This is a genomic window from Francisella sp. SYW-2 (assembly GCF_008711475.1).
GTDB classification, from domain to species: Bacteria; Pseudomonadota; Gammaproteobacteria; order Francisellales; family Francisellaceae; genus Francisella; species Francisella salimarina.
Genome location: NZ_VXKO01000018.1, coordinates 1 through 24,825 on the forward strand (window position 1 = coordinate 1; position 24,825 = coordinate 24,825).

Sequence of the window (24,825 nt, forward strand, 5' to 3'; positions counted from 1 at the left end):
GACTAGACATGATTGTAAATGCTATTCAAAAAATTGGATTTTATAGCAATGATTTCTCCTTGTGTCTCAAAATATTCAATAAAACTACTAAGGAACTTAAAATATGAAAAAATTATCGTGTACAGAGGTAATTAGCATAACTAGATAGAAAATGATAAAATAAACAAGGTAGAGTGGACTTTTTTAAGGGCTTTGAACTTAGCTATGATAAATGTAACAAAAACATATTTGCCAGATATTGAAAAATATAAACAATATATTGATCAAATATATAGTCGTGGACAAATTACTAATAATGGGCCTCTTGTTAAGGGATTGGAGCAGCGTTTAGCCGATTATCTAGGAGTTAAAAATATTGTTCTAGTTTCTAATGGGACAGTTGCTTTAGAAGTGGCTTATAGGGCTTTAGATGTTAAGGGATTTGCTATTACGACGCCGTTTTCTTTTGTTGCTACAACTAGTTCTTTAGTTGCTAATGGTGTTAAGCCAATATTTGTTGATATTGATAAGACGACATTTAATATTGATGTAAATAAAATAGTAGGTCAAATAACACCAAATACATCAGCGATAGTTGCTACACAGGTGTTTGGTAACCCATGTGATATTGAGTCGATTGATAGGATTGCTAGAGAGTATAATTTGAAAGTGGTATACGATGCGGCACATGCTTTTGATGTCAAATATAAAGGTGAGAGTGTTCTTAACTTTGGAGACATATCAACCTTAAGCTTTCACGCTACTAAGCTTTTTCATACTATTGAAGGAGGGGCGCTTGTAACAAATGATGATGAAGTTGCTGAGAGAGCAAGATTTTTGATAAACTTTGGCATCAAAAATGCTGAGGAGATTCCTCATTTAGGTACTAATGCAAAGATGAATGAATTTGAGGCAGCTATGGGGTTGTGTGTGTTGGATGATATAGATATTATTTACAACTCTAGAAAGAACATTGCAGAAAGGTATAAAGCAGAATTAAAAGATCTAGTTCAGTTCCAAAAGTTTAACCACTATGCTACGGAGAATTATAGCTATTTCCCAGTATTATTTAAATCAGAAGAGAGTCTTAAGAAGGTACAAAGTGCTTTGAATGAGAAGAGTATTTTTCCTAGAAGATATTTTTTCCCTTCATTAGATACCCTTAGCTATATTGAACCAAAACAGTATATGCCAATATCTAGAGATATATCAAGACGAATAATGTGTTTACCAATTTATTATGGACTCGAAGAAAATGTTCAAGAGCAAATAATATCAACTATTAAGGGAAATTTATGAAAGTTGCAATAATGCAGCCTTATTTTTTTCCATATATTGGCTATTGGCAATTGATCAATATGGTAGATATTTTTGTGATATATGATGATGTCAATTTTATTAAGAAGGGTTATGTCAATAGAAATAATATTTTACTTAATAATAAGCGATATAGAATTACTTTAGAGCTTTTGGGGGCTAGCCAAAATAAGCTTATTAATGAAATTTCTTTGGGCAGTAATGGATCTAATATACTGAAAACAATTAAGCAAGCGTATTCTAAAGCTCCGTATTTTAGTAATGTTTATGATTTATTGGAAAAAATAATGACCAATGAAGAAAAAAATCTAGGTTTGTTTTTAGAAAAATTGATTAAAAATGTATCTAGTTATATTGGTATAGATACTAAGTTTATAAGATCTAGCGATCTTCGCAAGGATAATGATCTTAGAGGGCAAGATAAGATATTGCAGATTTGTCAGCTATTCGATGCAGATACTTATATAAATGCAATTGGTGGTAAAGAGCTTTATGATAAACAATCATTTTTTGATAAAGATATAAGTCTAAGTTTTATAGAGTCTGAAATTGTTGAGTATCCGCAATTTGGTAATGAGTTCTGTGCATATCTTTCAATTGTAGATGTTTTGATGTTTAATAGTGTTAGTGAAATTAAAAAAATGCTTAATAACTATAAACTTGTATAAGAGAGAATTATGGCTAAAGTTATAATCTTTGGGGTTGGTCAGATAGCTGAGATAGCCCATTTTTATTTGACTAATGATAGTGAACATGAAGTAGTTGCTTTTACAGTAGACAGAGAGTTTCTGTCTATAAAGGACTTTCATGATTTGCCAGTAATAGCTTACGAAGAATTATTGGAGAGATATCCACCTAGTGATTTTAAGCTTTTTATTCCTATTAGTTATAAAAAAGTAAATAAGCTTAGAGCAGAAAGATTTTATGATGCTAAAGCAAAAGGCTATGAATGTGTAAGTTATATAAGCTCGAGAGCAGTCTATTATAATACTCCAGTAGGAGAGAATTGCTTTATATTAGAGGATAATGTTATTCAACCCTTTACGGAGATTGGAGATAACTGCATTTTATGGAGTGGTAATCATATCGGACATCATAGTAGGGTGGGGAATCACTGCTTTATAGCTTCTCATGTTGTTGTATCTGGTAGTGTAACAGTTGGTGATTATAGTTTTATTGGCGTGAACTCAACTGTTAGAGATAATGTGATACTGGGAGATAGTAATGTAATAGGTGCTGGTTCGGTTATTCTCTCTGATACTAATACTAATTCTGTATACTCTCCAAAAGAAACTGAGAAATCAAGAGTTCCTAGTAATAGATTAAGGGGAATATGATGAAGTGGCAGAAAAAAGGATTAATTTATGCTCCAAAAGGTGAATATTCGTGGAATCAGTCACATGCTTCTGTGCCAACGGTATACAAGGTAAATGAAAATATATTACGTGTATATTTTGCTACAAGAGATACCAAAAATATGACTAATATATCGTATATTGAAGTGAATGCTGATAATCCCAATCAAATACTATATATACATGATAAACCGGTTATTGTTCCAGGTAATGCTGGGATGTTTGATGATTGTGGTGCAATGCCATCTCATGTTATTGATGTTGGAGATGAGGTATGGATGTATTATCTCGGGTGGAATGTTAGAAATACTATTGCTTATCATAATTCGATTGGGCTTGCGATTAGTCAAGATGGAGGTGTTACGTTTAAAAAATTATCTGAGGGTCCTCTTTTTGATAGAAATTATATTGAGCCTTATTACAGCGCAGTTCCATATATTTTAAGAGAAAATGGTATTTGGAAGATGTGGTATCTTTCAAATACAAAGTGGGTTGAGTATGAAGGTAAAAGTGAACCTTTTTATCATATTAAATATGCTGAGTCGCATAATGGTATAGATTGGAAAAGGGAAGGTAGGGTAGCTATTGATTATAAAGATGAAGCTGAGTGCGGTATAGTTAGGGCATGTGTGCTTAAGGATGATGAAGTCTATAAAATGTGGTATGCTCATAGAAATTTACATAACTATCGCACAGACAAAAATAGTAGTTATCGTATAGGCTATGCTGAGTCATCTAATGGTATTGACTGGAGTAGGAAAGATAGTGAAGTGGGAATAGATGTTAGTGATGCTGGATGGGATAGTGAGATGATAGAATATCCATTTGTCTATGATCACAATGGCAAGAGATATATGTTTTATAATGGTAATACTTTTGGTAAGACAGGTTTTGGATATGCTGTTTTGGATGATAGTGAATATTAGTTATATAGATTGTATCTTGTTATAATGCTTTTTTAAATGATAAATATATAAATGTGCGTAGCTACTGGCTTTATTATTGCATCGGAATTGTTTGGGGTAGTTTATGGTAAAAATAGAAAAAGATATTATGAAAGACTGGAGTGAAGATGCTAAACCTTTGTTAAGCGTGTATTGTGCAACTTATAATCATGAGAAATATATTAGTCAGGCAATTGATAGTTTCTTGATGCAAGAAACAGACTTTCCATTTGAAATAATTATAAACGATGATTGTTCAAAAGATAACACAGCTAAAATAGTTTCTGAATATTATGCTAAATACCCAAATATTATTAGACCTATATTTCAAACTGAAAATCAGAATAGTATAGGTCTAACTCCATTTGTTGATATAATGATGCCTATATCAAAAGGTAGATATATTGCGACTTGTGAAGGTGATGATTATTGGACGGATCCTTTGAAGTTACAAAAGCAGGTTGATTTTCTTGAGAGCCACCCGAACTTTATGGGTTGTGTGCATGCGACTAGGATAGTAGAAGAATATGAAGAGACACTTGATATAATACCACACAATGCTCACAAAGCTGATGTTTTTACTTTTGAAAACTACTCAAAAGCCGAGTGTTACTTCCATACAAGCTCTTGTGTATACAGATATGAAAGTAAGTATAAATCACAAGTAGATGAATATTTTAAATATGCCTGTGGAGATTGGTATTTCTCAATGGTATTTTCGAGTTTTGGTCCAATAAAATACATTGATGAGGTAATGTCTGTATATAGGATTCATGGCCAAGGTATGTGGAGTACAAAAGCTAAAGATGATAAAGAATTTGCTAATATATTGTTATGTATTAAAGCCGCGGATGTTTTCCCTGAAAAATATCAGCAAAATTTCTATGAAATAATTTTGAATTCTATTAAATGTAATAGTATGAATGTAGATAAGCTTTCAGAATTTTTAATGGGGCATCTTAATTCTGAAAATATACAAAAAATAATGAGAGTTTTACTAAAAGCTATTGGTGATATGCAGTCTAATATTAGCAAGCATATAAGTACTATTAAGGAGTGTAATGATTATATAAAAGTACTAGAGAAGTCTCTAGATTATGAAAAATCAATAACGTTGTATAAGCATATGAAATTAGTACTGCGTAAGTTTTATAATAAGATTGTGAGAAAAGTATAGTTTATTATTGCTGATGTCGTAGTCTTTAATCTGAGTGTGTGATTTCTCTGGAAGGTAGTTTGATGATAGAGTTATTAAAATTTAAAGTTTACGGGGATGATAGAGGTTCTCTTGTATCATTAGAAGAAAATAAGAACATCCCTTTTGTGGTTAGAAGAGTATATTACATTTTTGATACAAAGTCGGATGTTCGTAGAGGATTTCATGCTCACAGAGATTTAGAGCAAGTTTTGATATGTGTGTCTGGTAATTGTAAGGTTTTGGTTGACGATGGTAGCTCTAAGAGAAATATTCTACTTGATAGCCCTGATAAAGGTTTGATGATATCTGGATTAATCTGGAGAGAGATGTATGACTTTTCTCCTAACTGTGTGCTTATGGTTTTGGCAAGTGAATTGTATGATGAAAATGATTATATTAGGAATTATGATAAATTTTTAAAAGAGGTTGCTCATGAAAAAGACTAAAAAACTTGTTATAGTTGGAGTGGGTGAAACGGCTTTAATTGCATACCAATATTTTAATTATGATTCTGAATATGAGGTTGTTGCATTTAGTGTTAACCAGCAATATATTTCTGAAAAAACGATGTGTAATTTGCCTGTGATTCCCTTTGAAGAATTAGAGCAAGTATATTCTCCTGAAGAATTCGAAGTCTATGTTGCTATTAGTTCTAGCAAATTAAATAGAAATAGGACTAAAATCTATGATGAAGTTAAAGAAAGAGGGTATGTTTGTGCAAGTTATATAAGTTCTAGATCTTTCGTGTGGAGAAATGTTGAAATTGGTCAAAACTGTTTTATATTTGAAAATAATACATTACAACCATTTGTTAAAGTGGGTGATAATGTAACTATTTGGAGTGGTAATCATATTGGTCATAATACTATTATAAAAAACAATTGTTTTATATCTTCTCATTGTGTTATTTCGGGATTCTGTGAAATAGGTGATAGTAGCTTTCTCGGAGTAAACTGTACTATTGAAAATAATATTAAAGTTGCAAAAGATAACTTCATCGGAGCTAGAACTCTTATACAGAAAGATACCCCTGAAAAAGCATTTTATCAAGAGAAACAAACAGATTTGTCTAAAGTGGATAGTCATAGATTATTTAGGATTAAGGAATAAAAAACTATTATGAAATGGGAAAAAAAAGGGTTGATTTATACACCCCCTAAAGATAACAGTTGGAGAGATAATTCAGCATTAACACCTACAGCATATTTGTTAAATGATGAGGTTATTAGAATATATGTGAGTTTTAGAGATACTAAAGGAGTGGGAAGAATAGGATTCGTAGATGTTGAAGCAAAGAATCCATCAAAAATAATACAGATTTCTAATAAGCCAGTGCTTGATGTTGGACAACGAGGTATGTTTGATGATAATGGGATGATCCTTGGTGATTTAATTAATGTGGATAATAAAATTTATATGTATTATGTTGGATTTCAAAAAGTTGAGAACGTTAAGTTTTTAGCATATTCAGGCTTAGCAATTAGTCATGATAATGGAGAATCTTTTATAAGATATCAGCAAACTCCTATACTTGATAGAACTCAGGAAGCTCTTTATATTAGGGCAATACATTCTGTAATATATGAGGATGAAAAATTTAGAGTTTGGTATGCAACAGGTAGTGGTTGGGAGAATATAAATGGGGTCGATTATCCACAATATGATATAAACCATATTGAGTCTGATAATGGTATTGACTTTTCTAATCAAGGAATTAAATGTATTGAGAATAATAATCAAAATAAAGAATATAGAATTGGTAGACCAAGAGTATATAAGTATAAAGACAAATATATAATGAATTTTACATATGGAACAACTGATGGTAGATATACAACTGGTCAGGCAGAATCTTTAGATGGTGTAAGCTGGCTTAGAGACGATTATAAAAGAGGTATAGATTTATCAGAAGATGGGTGGGATTCTGTACATTTAAGTTATCCATCTGTTATAAAAACTAATTATGGAACATATATGTTTTATAATGGTAATAATATGGGGCTTGATGGTTTTGGTTACGCAAAGTTAGTAGAGAATTAAATGAAATTGATTAGATATACTACAGACAAAAAAAAAGATTGGGATCTATTTGTAGCTAATGCAAAAAATAGCCATTTTATGTTTTATAGAGATTATATGGACTATCACTCTGATAGATTTAAAGACTTTTCCTTAATGTTTTATGATGAAAAAGGAAAAGTATTAGGACTACTTCCAGCAAATATTAAGGATGATGTTTTGTATTCTCACCAAGGCTTAACATTTGGAGGTTTTTTAATAGATACAAATTTAAAAACAAAAAGTATGTTAGAGCTTTTTGATGTTTTAAAAGAATATCTTCTGAAGCAACGCATTAAAAAAATTATCTATAAATGTATTCCATATATATATAGTGGTTTGCCAGCGGAAGAGGATCGTTATGCTCTTTATATTAATGAAGCGAGTCTTATTAGGCGAGATGTAACAACGACAATCTTGCTGGATAATAAGATTAAGTACCAAGAGCAAAGAAAGAGAGCTATAAAAAAAGCTTTTAAAAATGGACTCATCATTGAAGAATCAGCTGATTATAATTCTTACTGGAGTATACTTAGAGATGCATTGAAACATCAACATGATGCAACGCCTGTACATAATGAGGATGAGATTAAAAGATTAGCACAACTATTTCCAAATAATATAAAATTATTTGTAGTAAAAGAAAGTGAAAAGATTTTAGCAGGAACAGTTATATTTGAAAATTCAGATATAGTCCATACCCAATATCTTGCTAGTTCTGAGCAAGGTCGAAAAGTAGGTGCTTTAGATTTTGTCCTAGACTATTTGATTTCTAATAAGTATAAAGATAAGAAATATTTTGATTTTGGTATTTCAAATGAGGATAATGGAAAATACTTAAATGAAGGTCTTATTGCTCAAAAAGAAGGTTTTGGTGCAAGAGCTGTTGTACATGATTTTTACGAGATAAGGGTTTGAAAGATGATCAAATTTCTTGATTTACAAAAAATAAATAATTTATATCAGCAAGAATTAAAAGATGCTTGTGCTAGAGTTATTGATAGCGGATGGTATATTCGTGGTAGTGAATGTGAAAAGTTTGAAGAAGAGTTCGCTAATTATTGTGGTACTAGGTACGCTATTGGGGTTGCAAATGGCTTAGATGCTCTTGTATTAATTATTAGGGCATATAAAGAGTTAGGAGTTTTTAAAACTGGAGATGAGATTGTAGTTCCAGCTAATACTTATATTGCAAGTATTTTAGCTATATCTGCTAATAATCTAGTACCTGTGTTAGTAGAACCTAACATAGATGATTATCTATTAGATGCAGATAAAATTGAATCAGCTATCACAGCTAAGACAGTAGCTGTAATGCCAGTACATCTATATGGCCAAACTTGTCAGATGGACAAGATAAGTACTATAGCAAAGAAACATAATCTTAAAGTGATAGAAGACTCTGCTCAATCCCATGGCGCATATTTTGCTGATAAGATATCAGGCAATCTCGGAGATGCTAGCGGTTTTAGTTTTTATCCCGGTAAAAATCTAGGTGCACTAGGAGATGCAGGGGCTGTGACAACTAATGATAAAGAATTAGCAAATACTTTATCAGCTCTAGCAAACTATGGTAGTCATGAGAAGTACAAGAATCTATATAAGGGTACAAATAGTCGTCTTGATGAAATTCAAGCAGCTATGCTAAGAGTTAAATTAAAATATCTTGATATAGATATACAAGTTAGAAGAGAGATTGCGGGGTATTATATATCTAATATTAAAAATGATAAAATCATCCTACCAATTCAAAACTCTCAATTAAATATTCAAAACTACCAAAACCATGTTTGGCATGTGTTTGTAGTTAGAACAGCAAATAGAGATAAATTACAAAAATATCTACTAGATAATAACATTCAAACAGTTATTCATTACCCTATAGCTCCACATCATCAAGAGGCATATAAAGAGTTGTTAAATGATAGTTATCCTATTAGTGAGCAGATTCATGAGCAGATACTAAGTTTACCAATTGGACAACATTTAAGCCAAAATGATATAAAAGAAATAGTGAGAGTTATTAATGAGTATAAATAATCCTTTAGTCTCAGTTGTCGTACCTGCGTATAATCATGAGAAATATATTGCTTACACTATTGATTCAATTGTTAAGCAAACATATAAAAATATTGAGTTGATAGTAATAAATGATGGTTCTTCTGACCAAACGGCTGATGTTCTTAGAAAAGAACTAGACAAAGTTTCCTATAGATTCTTTAATGTATTGTTTATTGACAATAAAGATAATCAAGGCGTAGTTAAATCATTAAATGAGGCACTTTCTCATGTGCAGGGAGAGTATGTATCTTTTTGTTCATCTGATGATACATTATTGCCAAATAATCTGGAAGAGCTAGTTAAATTTTTGTCTAAGAATGATGATTATGTGTTAGCAGTTGGTGATAATGAAATTATTGATGGTCAAAACATTCGTTGCTATTGGGATATTGAACAAAAAAATGTATACAATGCTACAGATTCCGTATATAAGACATTTGCTAGTCTGTTGAGACATAATCGAAAAGACGTAGATTTCTTGTCAACCAACTTTGGTAAATATCAAACTTTTTTAATTGGGAACTATATACCTAACGGATTTGTTATCAGGAAGCAGGTTCTTTACGATAAGATGGGAGGATATCCAACTAATTGTCGACTTGAGGATTTAGGATTGCATTTATATTTGTCGAGATACGGAAAGTATAAATTTATTGACCAGCCATTAGCCCAGTATCGCTGGCATGATGAGAATACATCGCATAAAAGTGAAAAAATGCTTAGAGATACTATTGACACATTAAATACGCAATGGGACTATGCAAATAAAAAACTTGGATTTGAATTTCTATCTAAATTGTTTATCAAGCATCCGCTTTACAAGGATTTGTTATATGAGCTATGCAGATTATTCCCTGCAGAAGCAGCTTGTGAGATTAGGAAGTATAGCTTTATGATAGAGGATAAGAATATCAATCTGGAGGAGTGTAACTCAATACTATCAAGGTGTGAGATGGATTTAGAAAATTATAAAGCTGAAGTTAATAGTATATATAATTCTTTAGGTTGGAAGTTGATGAGACCATTCCGTATATTAGGTAACGTCATTATTAGTAAAAAGAATTTTTAGATCGTTAATGTTATGCTTTATCTATATATAGGAGATATAAGAAATATAATTAAAAGTACTAAAGCTTAATAAGTTATTTTAGTCATTATTCTAATCTGCTGTTATATATAGATTATGAAAAATTAAAATATTGGTATGGTTATAAAAGGCAAGTTAATAAAATGAAAATGGCATCGTTGTTTCCAGTAGGAAGTACTAGAAGAGAGGTTGTTAGTAAAATATATCGTAAGTTTAGGCCGAGAAGTGAGTCTGAGCTTATTAGACAGGGGTTTTTAGCAGGATCAAAAGCATTTGATGAAAGTAAAGAAACTATAATACTAGTCTCGCATCAGTCGTCAGCGACTGGAGCACCTCTTTTAGGACTTAATATAGGTATGTCTCTAAGTGAGAAGTTTAATCTTATCCATTATGTGATGGACAAAGCTGAAATACATGATGATTTTAAAAAAGATTGTGCCTTACTGATTGAAGAGTTAGGTGAGAGCACTAAAAGTACATCATTAAAAATTTTAAAAGAAGTTAGCAGAGATTTTTCAATAAAAGCTGTTATTGGTAATTCAGTAACAACTTATTCGGTTTTAAGTAGTGCTAGTGACCTAAAGCTACCAACCTTATCGTTAATTCATGAATTTGCAGGTTATGTTGAATCAGCAAAGATAATGTTAGATACAATTATTGAGGCAGATAGAGTTATAGTTCCGGCTGAAATTATCAAAGCTTCAATAATGGAGCAGTTAGCCAAGGCTGCTATGATTTTTAATGAACCGTCAAATATTGTTATACAACCTCAAGGTAAACTTCCATACATACCTAGTAGCTATGGTAGTCCAGATAGTGTCGAGCAGATATTGAAGAAGATAGGTGTTCAAGATAGGAACGATTATAAAATAATTGTTGCGGCAGGTTCTGTTCATATTAGGAAAGGTGTGGATTTGTTCATATATCTTTCAAAATACATAAAGAAATACTATGATGGTAAATGTAAGTTTGTTTGGGTTGGGAGTGGACTTAAGGAATCAGATTGTTCATTTTCATTTTTATTAAAAAGAGAAGTTAAGAGTTTGGGGCTAGAAGATGACTTTGTATTTTTAGGTCATCAACAAAATTTAGATAGTATTTTATCTATAGCAGATATGTTTTGTTTAACCTCTAGAATGGATCCTTTTCCAAATGTTGTAGTTGATGCTCTTGAGGCTAATGTTCCTGTTGCATGTTTTAGAGGGGCGTCTGGATCTGTAGAATTTCTTGAGAAACATAACGCAAAGGCAATAATTGTAGATTATTTAGATACTCACCAGCTTGGGTATGAGATTGCTAAATACCTTAAAAAAGCTACGGTTGTGGATACTCATAACTCAGAAATAGTTAAGCAACATCTTGATTTTGGTAAATATGTTGATTTTTTAATTGAGCAGATAGATATTTGCGAAAAATATAATGCTGAAAATCAGAATATTTTAGCAAATATTGAAAAATCAAAATATTTTGATCGTGAATATATTAAGCTTTCTGAGTTAGAAGATAACTATGAGTTTTGTTATGTTCAGTCTGTTTATCACTACATACTAAGTCAACGTAAAGGATTATATCGTTTGACTCCAAATCCATGTGCTGGCTTTTCAACCTATAAATGGGCACTAGAAAATGATTCTTACAATAAAGTTCCATTCTATGAAGCTATAAAAAATAATGTTCATTCTACACATGAGTGCCATAAGACGCCTTTTAATTTTGAGACAAAATATAGTGGCAAGTTTGCAGTGCATTTACATCTGTATTATGTTGATTTAGCTGAGGAATTTAATCAATATTTTAAGAATCTACCTACAGGATATGATCTGTATATTACAACTGTTGGGGATGAAGATATTTTGACTATTAAAGAAATGTTTAGAGATAGCGGTGCTAATAATATAGAAGTTATAAAGGTTGAAAATATTGGTCGTGATGTTGCGCCAATGATATTTGATCTTAAAAAAATAATATTTAATCGTAAATATGATGTTATTGGCCATTTCCATAGTAAGAAATCTGTAGGTGTTGCAAATAATTTAGGAGATAGATGGAGAAAGTATCTATTAGATAATCTAGTAGGTTCTCAAACCATAGCAAACTCTGTTCTAAGTTTGTTTGAAAATGAGAAAGTGGGTCTTGTTTTTGCTGAGGATAGGCATTTTATGGATATGGGAGATAATAAGTCATATATCGATGAGTTAGGTGCTATGCTAGGACTACCAGAAGTAAATGAGACTCCGTTGTTCCCATTAGGAAATATATTTTGGGCTAGGGTTGATGCTATTAAAGACATGTTTGAGTTGGAAAAGGATATAGTGATACAGCCAGAGCCTCTTCCATATGATGGCAGTTTCATGCATGCGTTAGAGAGAATGACGCCAGCTGTTGTAAATAAGAATGGCTATAAGTATGTAACAGTTTATAAGGATGGTACATCGTGGTAGTCGGAGGAGGTCAGTTAGCTCAAGCATTTCATAATTACCGAGACAATGATAGTGTCGTTATTTTTGCTAGTGGGGTTTCTAACTCTAACTGTACTGAGCAAAGAGAATTTGATAGAGAAAGAAAACTTCTCGAAACTATAATCAAAGATAATTCTGATAAAAAGTTTGTATATTTTAGTAGTTGTGCATTATCGGCTGAAGATTATCCTAAAAACTCATATTATACTCATAAAATACAGATGGAAAGCATTATAAAGAAGCTTTCAAATAAATATTTTATCATTAGGCTTCCGCAACTATTTGGAAATTTAAAATTACATAATACTCTAATAAATTATATTTATCATGCTATTAAAAGTAATAATATAATGAGTGTATATTCAGATGCATATAGATATGTTATTGAGATAGAGGATGTCAGGACGTTTGTTGATTCATATTTGGCAAATGGTGCTCTATGTTCTACTATTGATCTTGCTAATCCATATAGATATAAGATTTTAGAGATTATAGAAACTTTTGAAAGTCTTCTTAACAAAAAGGCTAACACTGTAATTATACAGAAACAAGATAAATATATTTTAGACCTCAGTAAGCTTAATAGGTATATCCAGGAAAATAATATTAATATAGAGTTTGGAGAAGATTATCTAAAAAACAAACTTTATGAAAAAATAAAAAAGATAAATGGCGTATAGAGTAATACTAGCGAGTTATTTAATCTTATTGTATTTATGATTATAATGTCTAGCATATATTTATCTAAGTTTTATAAGTAATGTCTAAATTAAGAAGTGAGAGTCAAATATTATCACATTGGCAAAATAATAAACCAATATTGAGTGTTTGTTGCACTGCATATAATCAAGAGAAATATATTGAAAAGGCTTTAGAAGGTTTTTTATCTCAACAAACAGATTTTCCATTTGAAATAATCATAAGTGATGATTGCTCGACTGATAGAACTACAGAAATACTTAATAGTTATCTTGAGCAATATCCAAATATTATTAGATTAGTTTATCAACAACAAAATCAATACTCAAAAGGGGCTTTGCCTATAAGAGACTTTATTTTACCCGTCGTCAGAGGTAAATATATAGCATTGTGTGAAGGAGATGATTATTGGACAGATTCTACTAAATTACAGCAGCAAGTTGATTTTTTGGAGCATAATCCTGAATTTATGGGTTGTGGTCATAATACAAGATTTTTAATTAATGGAGAGTTGACTGATAGATTATTTGTAGATTCTAGTAATAAGAAAGATAGTTATAAATTTGATGATTTTATTGATTCCGCCTACTTGCATACAACATCTTTAGTTTTTAGATATGATGCACATAAAAGTCAGATTAATGAATACCTTGCTAAATACTCATCTGTTAAACGTAATGATGTATATATGTTGTTGGTATTTTCAAAATTTGGCTCAATAAAATATATAGATAAAATCATGTCTGTATATAGAATGAATGATGGTGGTATATGGAGTGGCGCGGATGAGCAAGCACAGCTAATTATGTTTTTGCATGGTTGTGTAGATTTTAGCTATATATTTGGTGAGGAGTACAGAGATAAATTTCTTTACTCATTCGCTAATACATTAAGTGAAAGTATAGGTGCTACTACACCAAATTTTATGTCAGAAGTATTAAAAGAATTCTCAATAAGAGATTTTGAAGTTATTGTAGAGAGTTTTGCAAGATTTAAAAAAAGAGATAATGAGACTATTAGAGAATGTAGTGAGTATATTGAGTTTCTTGAAAAGCAAGTTAATGATAATAGTATCAAATCACTGATTATAAAGTTTGTTAAAGTAAGTGGGCTTTACAATATTTTTGAGAAGCTAAAGAGATAAGATAGATAATTATTTTAAAAATGAAATGAAACAATTATTTTATGTAGTATTATTATTTATAAGTGCAACTTTGAGATTAATACATTGAGTCATATAAAGTACAGAAAAGATATAGATGGTTTAAGAGCATTAGCAGTATTGTCAGTAATATTTTTTCATTTGGATATAAGCTTTTTTAAATCAGGCTTTTTGGGTGTAGACATTTTTTTTGTAATATCAGGATATCTTATAACTTCAATAATTATCAGAGATCTTCAAGAAGGACGTTTTTCTCTTAAAAATTTTTACTTAAGGAGAGCTAGAAGGATTCTACCAGCATTAATCGCAGTTCTAGTATTTTCTAGCTTCTTCGCGTGGTTGGTGCTGTTACCAGCAGAGCTAAGACAGTATGCTAAAACAATGGTGAGTGCATTAGCATCGGTCTCTAATATATACTTTTATAACTCTTTATCATTTGGCTATTTTGCTTCAGATGCATCTATAATTCCTTTATTACATACATGGTCACTAGGCATTGAGGAGCAGTTTTATTTCTTTTGGCCAGTAATGTTGATATTTGTATTTAACCTTGGCATCTCATGGAAGCAAAACGAAAGCTTCGGTGTAAAATCTAAAATGTTAGTAGCTACTCTGCTACTTTTTTCATTTTCTTTGTATTTTTTTTTCTATAAAAGTGCTCAATCATATTATTACTTCCCTACCACAAGAGCATTTGAGCTTTTAGTAGGTTGTTTAGTTTCTGTTTATAGTTTAAACAGAAAGCCTATACAAACTAGTTTTTTTGCGAATATGTTGAGCGTGATAGCTCTAATACTTATGCTAGTGCCAATATTGTTTATAGATGTTCAATATCCAAGTTGTTGGATGTTGGTAGTTTGTATTGGCGCTGCTTTATATATTTATGCTGGCTTTTCTGCTATAGAATTACCATTGGTAAATAAATTTTTTTCAATTAATATTGTTGTAGCTATAGGGCTCATATCTTATTCTTTATATCTATGGCATTGGCCAATTATTGCGTATGTCAACTATTTGAGTATAGAGAAAACTACAGTTGTAAAAATAGTCATATTGTTATTAAGTTTTGTTTTATCTATTTTTTCATATTATCTTGTTGAGAAACCATTAAGATTTAAATATAAATTTTCTATATTAAAAACTCTTGGCTTATTATGGTTATTGCCTATGATTGTCGCTATTGCTTTTGCATTAAGCACTAAATATATTCCAAATTTTGGATTTAATAAAGCAATAGGAGACTTTAAAATTGTTTCTCAGCATGAAGATGGATCTTTTGTTTATGAATATCCAGAGTGGCAATCAAAGCATAAGCTTAAGTATGACAGTATTTGGCAAGATCAAGGATATAAGAATACAGCCGAGCTTAGCTCTTTGATTAAACATCACTATGATGTTGTAATATTTGGTGACTCGCATGCAAAAGTTGCAGCACCAATGATAAGTAAATGGACAGCTGATTTGAATATGACTATGCTTGTGGCCGGTGGAACTCAGCTAGCTGTTTATAATATGATCCAAGATAAGAAAGTCGAAAAGTATATCGAAGTATTGTTGGATAAGACACAACCTAAGTATTTTGTACTAGCAGGCTGGTGGAATTCATATACTGTTCATGCCAAGCTTCCAAAAGATAACAAAGCTTTATTTTTTATGGACAGAATAGTAAGTATGCTTGAAAAGAGAAATATTCAGCCTGTTATTTTGTTGGATTGGCCTTCGCTTAAAGGAATGACTCCTGCTTGTGGAATGACAAGAGTTGATAAATGGCTGGGAATAGATGGATGTGGTAGGCCTTTGTCTGATATTCTAGCATCACAAAATATTGAGCTTAACTATATAGGTTCATTACAAGAAAAATATAAAAACTTGATAGTGATAGACCCTAAAAAAGTTATATGCAAAAATGGCTATTGCTCTAATCAGATTGATGGTGTAATACTTTATCTTGATGGTATGCAGATGGATTATTATGGACTTAATAATGCGCACCTAAATGATTATGGCTCTTATATGATTGGAGATATATATCTAAAAAGATATGGTAATCCACTGTCATAGTAAGTTATCTAATAAGATTTAGAAATGCTGTGTAGTTAATTAAATCTTTCTCTTTATGTAAGTTTTGATATAATCTTATAATTATATGTCTGAGATAAAAAATAAAAGGTATTGCTGAAGGGTATGAGATATTTGAAAGAGTTTTATAGGTTTGTAAAGCATTTAATAAATAATAGAAAGCTCATAATGATTTTGGCTTACAATGATTTTAAAGAAGAATTTCTAGGATCGTACCTGGGTATTGCTTGGGCTGTGATTAGACCAGTTATGTTTATATTCGTAATATGGATTGTTTTTACATATGGTATTAAGCCCGGAGGAAGTGGAGGTAGCTCAGCAATAATATTATCTCTGCTAACGGGTATGATTCCATGGTTCTTTTTTTCTGAAGCATTGACAAAAAGTTGTGAAGCCATAATTGCAAATGAATTTTTAGTAAAAAAAGTTGCATTTAGTGTGAATATATTACCACTGGTAAGTATATTGTCATGCTTTATAATTCACATGGTGTTAGTATTTGTTATGATGTTTGTGTTTATTTTGTATGGTCATTTTCCAAGTTTGTATTGGTTGCAGCTACCATATTATTTTTTATGTAGTATGTTGCTATTATTGGGTTTAGGGTGGTTAGCTTCTGCTATAAGAGTTTTTGTAAAAGATACTACAGAAATAGTTGGATTAATTACTCAATTTGGATTTTGGTTTACACCAGTTTTTTGGTCTCCTGATGTAATTCCTGAGAAGTTTAGGTTTATTATAGATTTTAATCCTATGGCCTATATTATTCAAGGGTTCCGTAATACATTTGTTGATGGTGTATGGTTTTGGCAAGACTCAAGACAGACAGTAATATTTTTAGTAATGATGATTTTTATACTTTTGGGTGGAGCTATAGTTTTTAAAAGACTAGCTCCTCACTATGGAGACGTTATTTAAATGAAAAAAGATATTGTAATAAAATTACAAAATGTGTCGAAGAACTATAAAATTTATGATTCTGCTAGAGATCGTGTCAAAGAAGCTTTCAGTATTACAAGGAAAAAATACTATAAGAATTTTTGTGCCATCAAAAATGTAAATTTAGAAATCAAAAAAGGTGAGGTTTTAGGCATATTTGGATTAAATGGTGCTGGTAAGTCAACTTTGTTGAAAATGATTGCAGGTGTTGTTACACCATCTTCAGGAAGAGTTAATGTTAGTGGTAATATAAATGCTATGTTAGAGCTTGGGGGTAGTATAAATCCAGAGTTGACAGGTGAGCAGAATATTAGATTTAGTATGGATTTAAATAAGGTAGCAGAGTCTGATAGAGAAAAGATTATCAAAGAAATTGTTGATTTTGCTGAAATTGGTAATTACATTAGTCAACCAGTAAAAAATTATAGTAGTGGTATGCAGGCTAGGTTAGGCTTTGGTATAGCTACAGCAGTGAAGCCAGAGATACTAATTGTTGATGAAGTCTTGGCTGTTGGTGATGCAATTTTTCAAAATAAATGTTTCGTTAAGATTAGACAGTTGTTAAAAGGTGGTACTACAGTTATTTTTGTATCTCATAATGTTGGGCTTATGATAGAGTTTTGTAGTAGAACAATTTTTTTACATGATAAGGAGATACTTCTTGATGGAGAGCCTAGGGAAGTTGCTAATTACTATCAAAAGGCACTGTTTAGCCCTGATAAAGAAAGAGTCATAAGAGAAATTAAAGCATTGAATGGAAATGTGCAGGAGGGTGTATCATTGTATGATGATCACAATGCTGAAAAAGAAAATCATGGAGATTTGTCATTGAACAATGATTCTAATACTGAAGAAAATGATGTATTAATTAACAATATTTGTGTTTGGAATGATGCTAAGGGTGGGAATGCAAGCTTTTTAGAGACTGGATCAGATTATACTGTTGATGTTGATGTAGTTTTTAAAAGAAACTATAAAAAAGTTAAGATTGATTTTTCTGTTCAGGATATCACTGGTAAAAAGTTGTCAATTTTCAATTCTTACTCAGAAGATAATGTAATAACAAATATAAATGTTTCAGATAGGTATAGTATTACTAACCAGTTTAAGTGTAGTTTGCTTAATGGCCAATACTCTATTGAGGTTAACTTTTTAGATATAAGTGATGAGCGCTATGATGATTCTTTAAAAATATCTAATAACAAATTTAAGTTTGATGTTGGTGTTATAGGTAAGGAGAATGTTATTAAAGTTAAGAAACTTTAATATATAATCTTGTTTCTAATAAAAAGAGTAAAAAAATGAAATTTTCTATAGTAACAGTATCATATAATTCTGAGAAATATATTGAAGAAACTATCTTGAGTGTAATCACTCAAAGAGGTGATTTTGATATTGAATATATTCTTGTGGATGGTAAATCAAAAGATAGCACTTGTGATATTATCCAAAAGTATGTAGATAAGCATAACAAAGGTGAGCTTGATATTTATTGTAATAGTCTCGATATCAAGTTTATATGTGAGAAAGATGATGGCATGTATGATGCTTTATCAAAGGGGTTGTCGATAGTAACTGGTGATATAGTTGCATATATAAATTCGGATGATTTTTATCTACCAAATGCCTTTAAAGCGATAGCTGCTGAGATGAAGAAACACGGCGAAAAAGCACAGTGGATAAATGCTAAAAATACCTGGTACAACAAGGATGGTATTATTGAAAACTCTATGCTGCCTCTAGTACCATCAAGAAAAAGAATTCTAAAAGGTATCCATGGTACGAGTTTGCCATCGATACAACAAGAGTCAACTTTCTGGACAAAAGCATTACAAGATAAAATGGATATGAAAAAGTTTGCTGAGTATAAACTTGCAGGTGACTTTTTTATGTGGCACGAGTTTGCAAAACATGCAAACTTACATATATGTAATAGTAATGTTTCGGGCTTTAGACATCATGAAACTAACAAAAGCCATGATCTAAGCGGTTATATGAATGAGTTTTATGATATTGTTGGCGGCAAACCAAGAAAGAATATTTTTGATCTGTGGCATATTTTTATATATAAGTTTTATGTCAAATATACTTCAGATAATATGATTAGAAGACACAATGAGTATGTTAGAATATTCAGACATATAGGCTACAAGCTTAGTGAAAAACTAGGTAAGAAAAGTTGCTAATATATCTTAGGAGCTATCCTTGTTAAATTCTCAAACTCAAAAAGCTAATTATCCTTGGGTTACAGTTATAACAGTTGTATATAATGCCAAAGAGCTTCTAGAAGAAACTATTTTAAGTGTATTAAACCAGACATATTCAAATATTGAGTATATTATAGTTGATGGTGGTTCTACTGATGGTACGCTTGATGTTATCAAAAAATATCAAGATAAAATTACTAAGTATATCAGCGAGCCAGATCAAGGTATTTACGATGCTATGAACAAAGGTATTGCACTAGCTAAAGGACAATGGTTAAACTTTATGAATGCAGGGGATAGCTTTTATTCTAATGATGTTTTACAGAAGGTATTTGAGCGCAAATTTTCTCAAGATATATCGGTTATATATGGTGATACTGATGTTGGTCATAAAATCTTAAAGTATAAATCTGACTTGAACCTACAAGATATGGAGCTAGGAATGATGTTGAGCCATCAATCTACTTTTTATAGGCTAGATAAAGCAATAAAATACAATCTTAAATACAAGATATGTGCAGATCAAGATTTTACAATGCAGTACTTTAAGCTTGGTAAAAAATCTAAATATCTAGATATGACTATTTCTAAGTATGATCTTGATGGTATATCATCACAAAATTTGAATAAGATTCTCAAAGAAAAATTTCAAATAAATAAATCTTATAATCTTTCGTATCTGCCTGTAATCAAGAGTTACATTATTTCTTTGTTAGTTAAGCTGCGAAGCTACTTTAGGGGTTACTAAAAGCTAGTATTGTTATATCATATAGTTAGATATAGATTTAAATAAAGGCAAGATAAATATCATGTATGATTATGTCATAGTCACTCACATCCCAGCTTTTTATAAGGTTAACTTGTATAATCAGTTAGCTAAGAAGCTAAATATCTTTGTTGTTTTCTTAGCCTCGAATACAAATGAAAAAAGAGCAGATGATTTTGTTGGTTTAGATAATGTATCTTTTGAGTATCAGGTTTTATTCTCAGGCAACTTACAACAGCGAAACTCTTCAGCAAATATCAAAAGATTAAGAAGTATTTTAAAAAGTATTCAATATAAAAGAATGTTAGTAAGTGGTTGGGATTTGCGTGAGTTTTGGTATGTTATATTTGCTAATCGTAAAAACAAAAATTGTCTAGCTCTTGAGTCAACTATTAATGAAAGTAAGGCTACAGGAATACAAGCATTAATAAAAAAAATATTTCTATCGCGAATAGCTACAGTTTTTGCATCTGGTACTCTTCATCGAGAATTATTACTAAAACTTGGATATCGTGGTGATATAAGAATTACAAAAGGTGTTGGTATTATCAATAAACCAAGCTTCAATAAAGAAGTAAGAGAATATCACAAAAAATTTCTTTATGTTGGAAGATTATCCGCGATTAAAAATTTAAAAATATTAGTTCAGGTATTTAATAGCCTAAAAGATTATAGTCTAACTATAATCGGAGAGGGCGAGCAGAGAGAGTATTTACAAAAAAATGCTAATGATAACATTGTGTTTAAATCAGCTATTGAGAATAAGAAACTTAAAAATGAATTTCTTAGTCATGATGTTTTTGTGCTACCTAGCTTGGTTGAACCATGGGGATTAGTAGTTGAGGAGGCGTTTTATTTCGGTTTGCCTGTGATTATTAGCCAAAACTGTGGAGCTAGAGATATTGTCAAAGATAATATAAATGGTTATTGGATAGACCCACAAAATATTGAAGGACTAATTTCATTAATCCGAGCAATTAACTCAGATAAATATCATGAGCTTATCACTGGTGTGGAGAAATTCTCTCTAAATGCAAAGGATATTGAGCAAGTTGAGGCTTATTTATGAAAATTTTGATTGTCCATAACCGCTATCAGTCAAATAATATTGGTGGTGAAGATATAGTTTATGATAATGAGTTAAAGTCTTTGCGAGAATTACATGGCGAAGATAATGTTTTAGCATATCAGGTTTCTAATGATCATATTAGCAAATTTAGCTTATTATTTGGGATATGGTTTTCACGCAAGCACTATAGAAATATTAAAAAAATAGTTAGAGATAACAATATTGATATAGTCCATGTGCATAATTTTTTTCCATTGTTGACACCAAGTGTTTTTAAGGCTGCAAAAAAATCTGGTGCTAAAGTGGTTCATACACTTCACAATTACAGACTATGGTGTATATCTGGTATTTTGTATAGAGATGGCTTTGGTGCATGTGAATTATGTACCAAAAGTAAATTGCCTATTTTTGGTATAAAAAATAAGTGCTACAGGAAATCGCGATTACAAAGCTTAGTTGCTCAGGTCGCATTTAGTTTTTATAAGCTCTTCAAAATGTTTAAGAATATTGATTATTATTTCGTGTTGACTGATTTTCAAAGGCAAAAGGTCAAAGAACTTGGTATTTCAAACCATAAAATTATCCTCAAACCAAATAGTATCTCTTTGGCTGTAGATCAGCATACTCAAAAGACTAAACAAAACTATATTTATGTAGGTAGGCTTGAAGAATCCAAAGGCATATTTGAGCTTCTTGATACATGGAGTTCCCTAGATGATAAGTTTGTGTTGACAGTGGTTGGCGATAGTCCCGATAGTGATGAGATAATTAATAAATACTCATCTAAAAATATTATTTTTAAGGGGAAATGTACTAGGGAAGAGACGCTATCTTTGATTTCACAATCGAAGTATCTAATCCAACCAGCGCTACTGTATGAAACATTTGGCTTGACGATAATAGAGGCTATGAGCTTTGGCGTTCCTGTTATTGGTTTTGATATTGGTACGCGTAGAGATTTTATCAAAAATAGAGAAAATGGCTTCATAACTACAAAAAATGACTTACAAAGAACTATACAAAACTCTTACGACTATAGTAACTATGAGCTAATGAGTCAAAATGCAAAAAATACTGCAAAGCAATATCAAAATGACTATATAATAGCTAAGCAGTTAGAGATTTATAAAAATATTTTAGAAGGTTGATAGTTTGAAAGTATCGATAATTACAGTTTGTTACAATTCTGCAGAGACTATTGAAAAGACAATTCAGTCAGTAATTTCACAAAGCTATCAGGATATTGAATATATAATAGTTGATGGTGGTAGTTATGATGGCACTTTGGATATATTAGCAAAGTATCAGTCTAAATTATCAAAAGTGGTGAGCGAATCAGATGATGGTATCTATGATGCTATGAATAAAGGTATCGCTTTAGCAACTGGGGATATTATTGGTATCTTAAATAGTGATGATTGCTATAGTAATAGTGATGTTATAGACAGTATTGTGAGCGCATTTAGGCAAAATGATAAAGATATGCTTTTTGCGGATTTAAAATTTGTTAATGAAAATAATAAAATTCTGCGCTATTACTCAGCTAAGCGTTTTACTCCAAATAGATTGAAGTTTGGAATTATGCCACCGCATCCGACACTTTTTGTCAAAAAAGCTATTTATCAGAAATATGGAGTCTACCGTTTAGATTTTAAGATTGCTGCCGATTATGAGATTTTTGTGAGATTCTTGCTTGTAAATAGACTTTCGTATACATATTTAAATAAATGTATAATTAATATGTTGGTAGGTGGGGTTAGTACTAGTAATTTGCAGAGTAAAAAGATTATTAACCAAGAAACGATTAAAGCTCTAGAGCTAAATGGTATCAAGGCAAATTATTTGTGTATTTCGACTAAGTATGTCACCAAAATACTAGAAATACTGAAAGGTCGACTGTTAAACTATTATAAGAAAAACTAAATTTATAAGTATATAAGATTATTTCGGGAGATTTGTGTGGAAAAAGTAGTTATAAAAGATGTTATTAACTCTAGTGGTGTGAAGTTCGGTACTAGTGGGGTTAGAGGCTTGGTTGTAGCAATGACTGATAAAATTTGTTGGCTATATACTAAGGCTTTTATTCAATTTTTGGAGCATAAGTATTCAATAACCAAAGGTACAAAGGTTGCTATAGCTCATGATCTACGTGATAGTAGCCCTAGAATAACTAAAGCTGTGATTAAGGCCGTCAAAGATAGTGGCTATGAGCCAGTGTACTGTGGAGAGATCCCATCTCCAGCTGTGATGCTATATGGCATAACTAATCAAATACCATCAGTTATGGTTACAGGTAGTCATATTCCAGAAGATAGAAATGGTATCAAGTTTAATACTCCTTATGGTGAAGTTCTCAAAGAAGATGAGGAAATGATTGTCAACCAAGTGATTACGGTTGAAGATACTACTTTTGATGTAAATGGGATGTTTTTGCAAAAAATAGAATTACCAAAAATTTGTAATCAAGCACATGTACAGTATGTGGATAGATATTTGGATTTCTTTCCACAAAATTGCTTGTCAGGTAAGACTATTGGATTGTATGAGCATTCATCTGTAGGGCGTAGGATAGTCAAAGAAATTCTTGAAAAGTTAGGTGCTAAAGTTATCTTGCTAGGATTCTCAGAAAGATTTGTATCTGTAGATACCGAAGCAATTCGTCAAGAAGATGTGAAGCTTGCAAAGCAGTGGGCTAGCGAGTATGAGATTGATAGTATCGTATCAACAGATGGTGATGCTGATAGACCTCTAGTTAGTGATGAGTATGGTAATTGGCTAAAAGGCGATATTCTAGGTGTATTGACAGCTAAATATCTCCAAGCTGATGTTATTGCTACTCCTGTTAGTAGTAATACTGTAGCAGAAAAGATAGGTTATTTTAGTAATGTAATTAGAACTAAAATTGGTTCGCCGTATGTAATTGCTGCAATGAATGAGTTACTTGCTAATAATCAAAGTGCTGTAGTTGGATATGAGGCAAATGGCGGATTTCTATTAGCTAGTGATATATCAAGAGATGACAAAGTCCTAAAAGCATTGGCTACAAGAGATGCTGTGATACCTATGCTTGCTGTGATGATGCTATCTATTGATGCTAATAAAACAGTTTCAGAACTTTTAGTCGATTTACCGTCTCGATATACAGCAAGTAGTAAGATTGATGATTTTGCCACTGAGAAAAGCCAAGAGATTCTGAAATCAATATTAGCAGGTGAATCAGATCTTTTAGATAAAGTTATATCTGAGCATTTTGATGGTAAAAATAGCATTGAAAATATCGATACTACAGATGGTGTTAGAGTAACTTTGACTAATCAAGATATTGTCCATCTTAGACCGTCAGGTAATGCACCAGAGTTAAGATGTTATACAGAAGCTACTACTGAAGAATCAGCTAAGAAACTTAATCAGTGCTGTGTTGATTTGATTAATAATATTCACTAAAT

General features: G+C 31.2%; 23 protein-coding genes. All 23 read left to right on the plus strand.

Features of this window, described 5'->3' with window-relative positions; translation table 11 throughout:
• Window positions 1–204 precede the first annotated feature (204 nt).
• Window positions 205–1,278, plus strand: coding sequence for a DegT/DnrJ/EryC1/StrS family aminotransferase (locus tag F3D57_RS06535; protein WP_150465637.1), 1,074 nt, complete (start codon window positions 205–207; stop codon window positions 1,276–1,278).
• Complete coding sequence (locus tag F3D57_RS06540; protein ID WP_150465638.1) at window positions 1,275–1,964, plus strand: WbqC family protein; 690 nt, start codon at window positions 1,275–1,277, stop codon at window positions 1,962–1,964. Before F3D57_RS06535 ends, F3D57_RS06540 begins: the two co-directional genes overlap by 4 nt.
• 9 nt (window positions 1,965–1,973) lie before the next feature.
• Window positions 1,974–2,633 (plus strand): acetyltransferase, encoded by a 660-nt coding sequence (locus F3D57_RS06545; protein WP_150465639.1) that lies wholly within the window; start codon window positions 1,974–1,976, stop codon window positions 2,631–2,633.
• Complete coding sequence (locus F3D57_RS06550; RefSeq protein WP_150465640.1) at window positions 2,633–3,577, plus strand: hypothetical protein; 945 nt, start codon at window positions 2,633–2,635, stop codon at window positions 3,575–3,577. Before F3D57_RS06545 ends, F3D57_RS06550 begins: the two co-directional genes overlap by 1 nt.
• 103 nt (window positions 3,578–3,680) lie before the next feature.
• Entirely contained in the window at window positions 3,681–4,772 is a 1,092-nt protein-coding gene (locus tag F3D57_RS06555; protein ID WP_150465641.1) for a glycosyltransferase family 2 protein, read from the plus strand.
• A 62-nt stretch (window positions 4,773–4,834) separates the two neighbouring features.
• The gene (locus F3D57_RS06560) at window positions 4,835–5,239 is read left to right on the plus strand and encodes a sugar 3,4-ketoisomerase (RefSeq protein ID WP_150465642.1); all 405 of its coding nucleotides are present in this window, start codon (window positions 4,835–4,837) and stop codon (window positions 5,237–5,239) included.
• Entirely contained in the window at window positions 5,226–5,903 is a 678-nt protein-coding gene (locus F3D57_RS06565; RefSeq protein WP_150465643.1) for an acetyltransferase, read from the plus strand. The genes F3D57_RS06560 and F3D57_RS06565 overlap by 14 nt, the downstream gene beginning before the upstream one ends.
• Before the next feature lie 9 nt (window positions 5,904–5,912).
• Window positions 5,913–6,833, plus strand: a complete 921-nt coding sequence (locus tag F3D57_RS06570; protein WP_191092364.1) for a hypothetical protein — start codon at window positions 5,913–5,915, stop codon at window positions 6,831–6,833.
• Entirely contained in the window at window positions 6,834–7,769 is a 936-nt protein-coding gene (locus tag F3D57_RS06575; RefSeq protein WP_150465644.1) for a GNAT family N-acetyltransferase, read from the plus strand.
• Between the two features lie 3 nt (window positions 7,770–7,772).
• Complete coding sequence (locus F3D57_RS06580) at window positions 7,773–8,891, plus strand: DegT/DnrJ/EryC1/StrS family aminotransferase (protein ID WP_150465645.1); 1,119 nt, start codon at window positions 7,773–7,775, stop codon at window positions 8,889–8,891.
• On the plus strand, window positions 8,878–9,981 hold the full coding sequence (locus F3D57_RS06585) for a glycosyltransferase family 2 protein (protein ID WP_150465646.1): 1,104 nt from the start codon (window positions 8,878–8,880) through the stop codon (window positions 9,979–9,981). Before F3D57_RS06580 ends, F3D57_RS06585 begins: the two co-directional genes overlap by 14 nt.
• A gap of 161 nt (window positions 9,982–10,142) precedes the next feature.
• The gene (locus F3D57_RS06590; protein ID WP_150465647.1) at window positions 10,143–12,440 is read left to right on the plus strand and encodes a rhamnan synthesis F family protein; all 2,298 of its coding nucleotides are present in this window, start codon (window positions 10,143–10,145) and stop codon (window positions 12,438–12,440) included.
• Window positions 12,434–13,138, plus strand: coding sequence for an NAD(P)-dependent oxidoreductase (locus F3D57_RS06595; protein ID WP_150465648.1), 705 nt, complete (start codon window positions 12,434–12,436; stop codon window positions 13,136–13,138). The genes F3D57_RS06590 and F3D57_RS06595 overlap by 7 nt, the downstream gene beginning before the upstream one ends.
• 80 nt (window positions 13,139–13,218) lie before the next feature.
• The gene (locus F3D57_RS06600) at window positions 13,219–14,301 is read left to right on the plus strand and encodes a glycosyltransferase family 2 protein (RefSeq protein WP_150465649.1); all 1,083 of its coding nucleotides are present in this window, start codon (window positions 13,219–13,221) and stop codon (window positions 14,299–14,301) included.
• 84 nt (window positions 14,302–14,385) lie between these two features.
• Window positions 14,386–16,380 (plus strand): acyltransferase family protein, encoded by a 1,995-nt coding sequence (locus F3D57_RS06605; protein WP_191092365.1) that lies wholly within the window; start codon window positions 14,386–14,388, stop codon window positions 16,378–16,380.
• A gap of 123 nt (window positions 16,381–16,503) precedes the next feature.
• Window positions 16,504–17,316 (plus strand): ABC transporter permease, encoded by an 813-nt coding sequence (locus F3D57_RS06610; protein ID WP_150465651.1) that lies wholly within the window; start codon window positions 16,504–16,506, stop codon window positions 17,314–17,316.
• Window positions 17,317–18,603, plus strand: coding sequence for an ABC transporter ATP-binding protein (locus tag F3D57_RS06615; RefSeq protein ID WP_150465652.1), 1,287 nt, complete (start codon window positions 17,317–17,319; stop codon window positions 18,601–18,603). It begins immediately after the preceding gene.
• Between the two features lie 35 nt (window positions 18,604–18,638).
• A complete protein-coding gene (locus tag F3D57_RS06620) occupies window positions 18,639–19,523 on the plus strand; it encodes a glycosyltransferase (protein ID WP_150465653.1) in 885 nt (294 codons plus the stop codon).
• Window positions 19,524–19,542: 19 nt separating this feature from the next.
• Complete coding sequence (locus F3D57_RS06625; RefSeq protein ID WP_150465654.1) at window positions 19,543–20,292, plus strand: glycosyltransferase family 2 protein; 750 nt, start codon at window positions 19,543–19,545, stop codon at window positions 20,290–20,292.
• 61 nt (window positions 20,293–20,353) lie between these two features.
• The gene (locus tag F3D57_RS06630) at window positions 20,354–21,379 is read left to right on the plus strand and encodes a glycosyltransferase (protein WP_150465655.1); all 1,026 of its coding nucleotides are present in this window, start codon (window positions 20,354–20,356) and stop codon (window positions 21,377–21,379) included.
• Window positions 21,376–22,527 carry a glycosyltransferase family 4 protein gene (locus F3D57_RS06635; protein ID WP_150465656.1) on the plus strand — a complete coding sequence of 384 codons (1,152 nt, stop codon included), beginning with the start codon at window positions 21,376–21,378 and terminating at the stop codon, window positions 22,525–22,527. Before F3D57_RS06630 ends, F3D57_RS06635 begins: the two co-directional genes overlap by 4 nt.
• A gap of 4 nt (window positions 22,528–22,531) precedes the next feature.
• Window positions 22,532–23,302 carry a glycosyltransferase family 2 protein gene (locus F3D57_RS06640; protein ID WP_150465657.1) on the plus strand — a complete coding sequence of 257 codons (771 nt, stop codon included), beginning with the start codon at window positions 22,532–22,534 and terminating at the stop codon, window positions 23,300–23,302.
• A 36-nt stretch (window positions 23,303–23,338) separates the two neighbouring features.
• Window positions 23,339–24,823 carry a phosphomannomutase gene (locus F3D57_RS06645; RefSeq protein WP_150465658.1) on the plus strand — a complete coding sequence of 495 codons (1,485 nt, stop codon included), beginning with the start codon at window positions 23,339–23,341 and terminating at the stop codon, window positions 24,821–24,823.
• Window positions 24,824–24,825 lie beyond the last annotated feature (2 nt).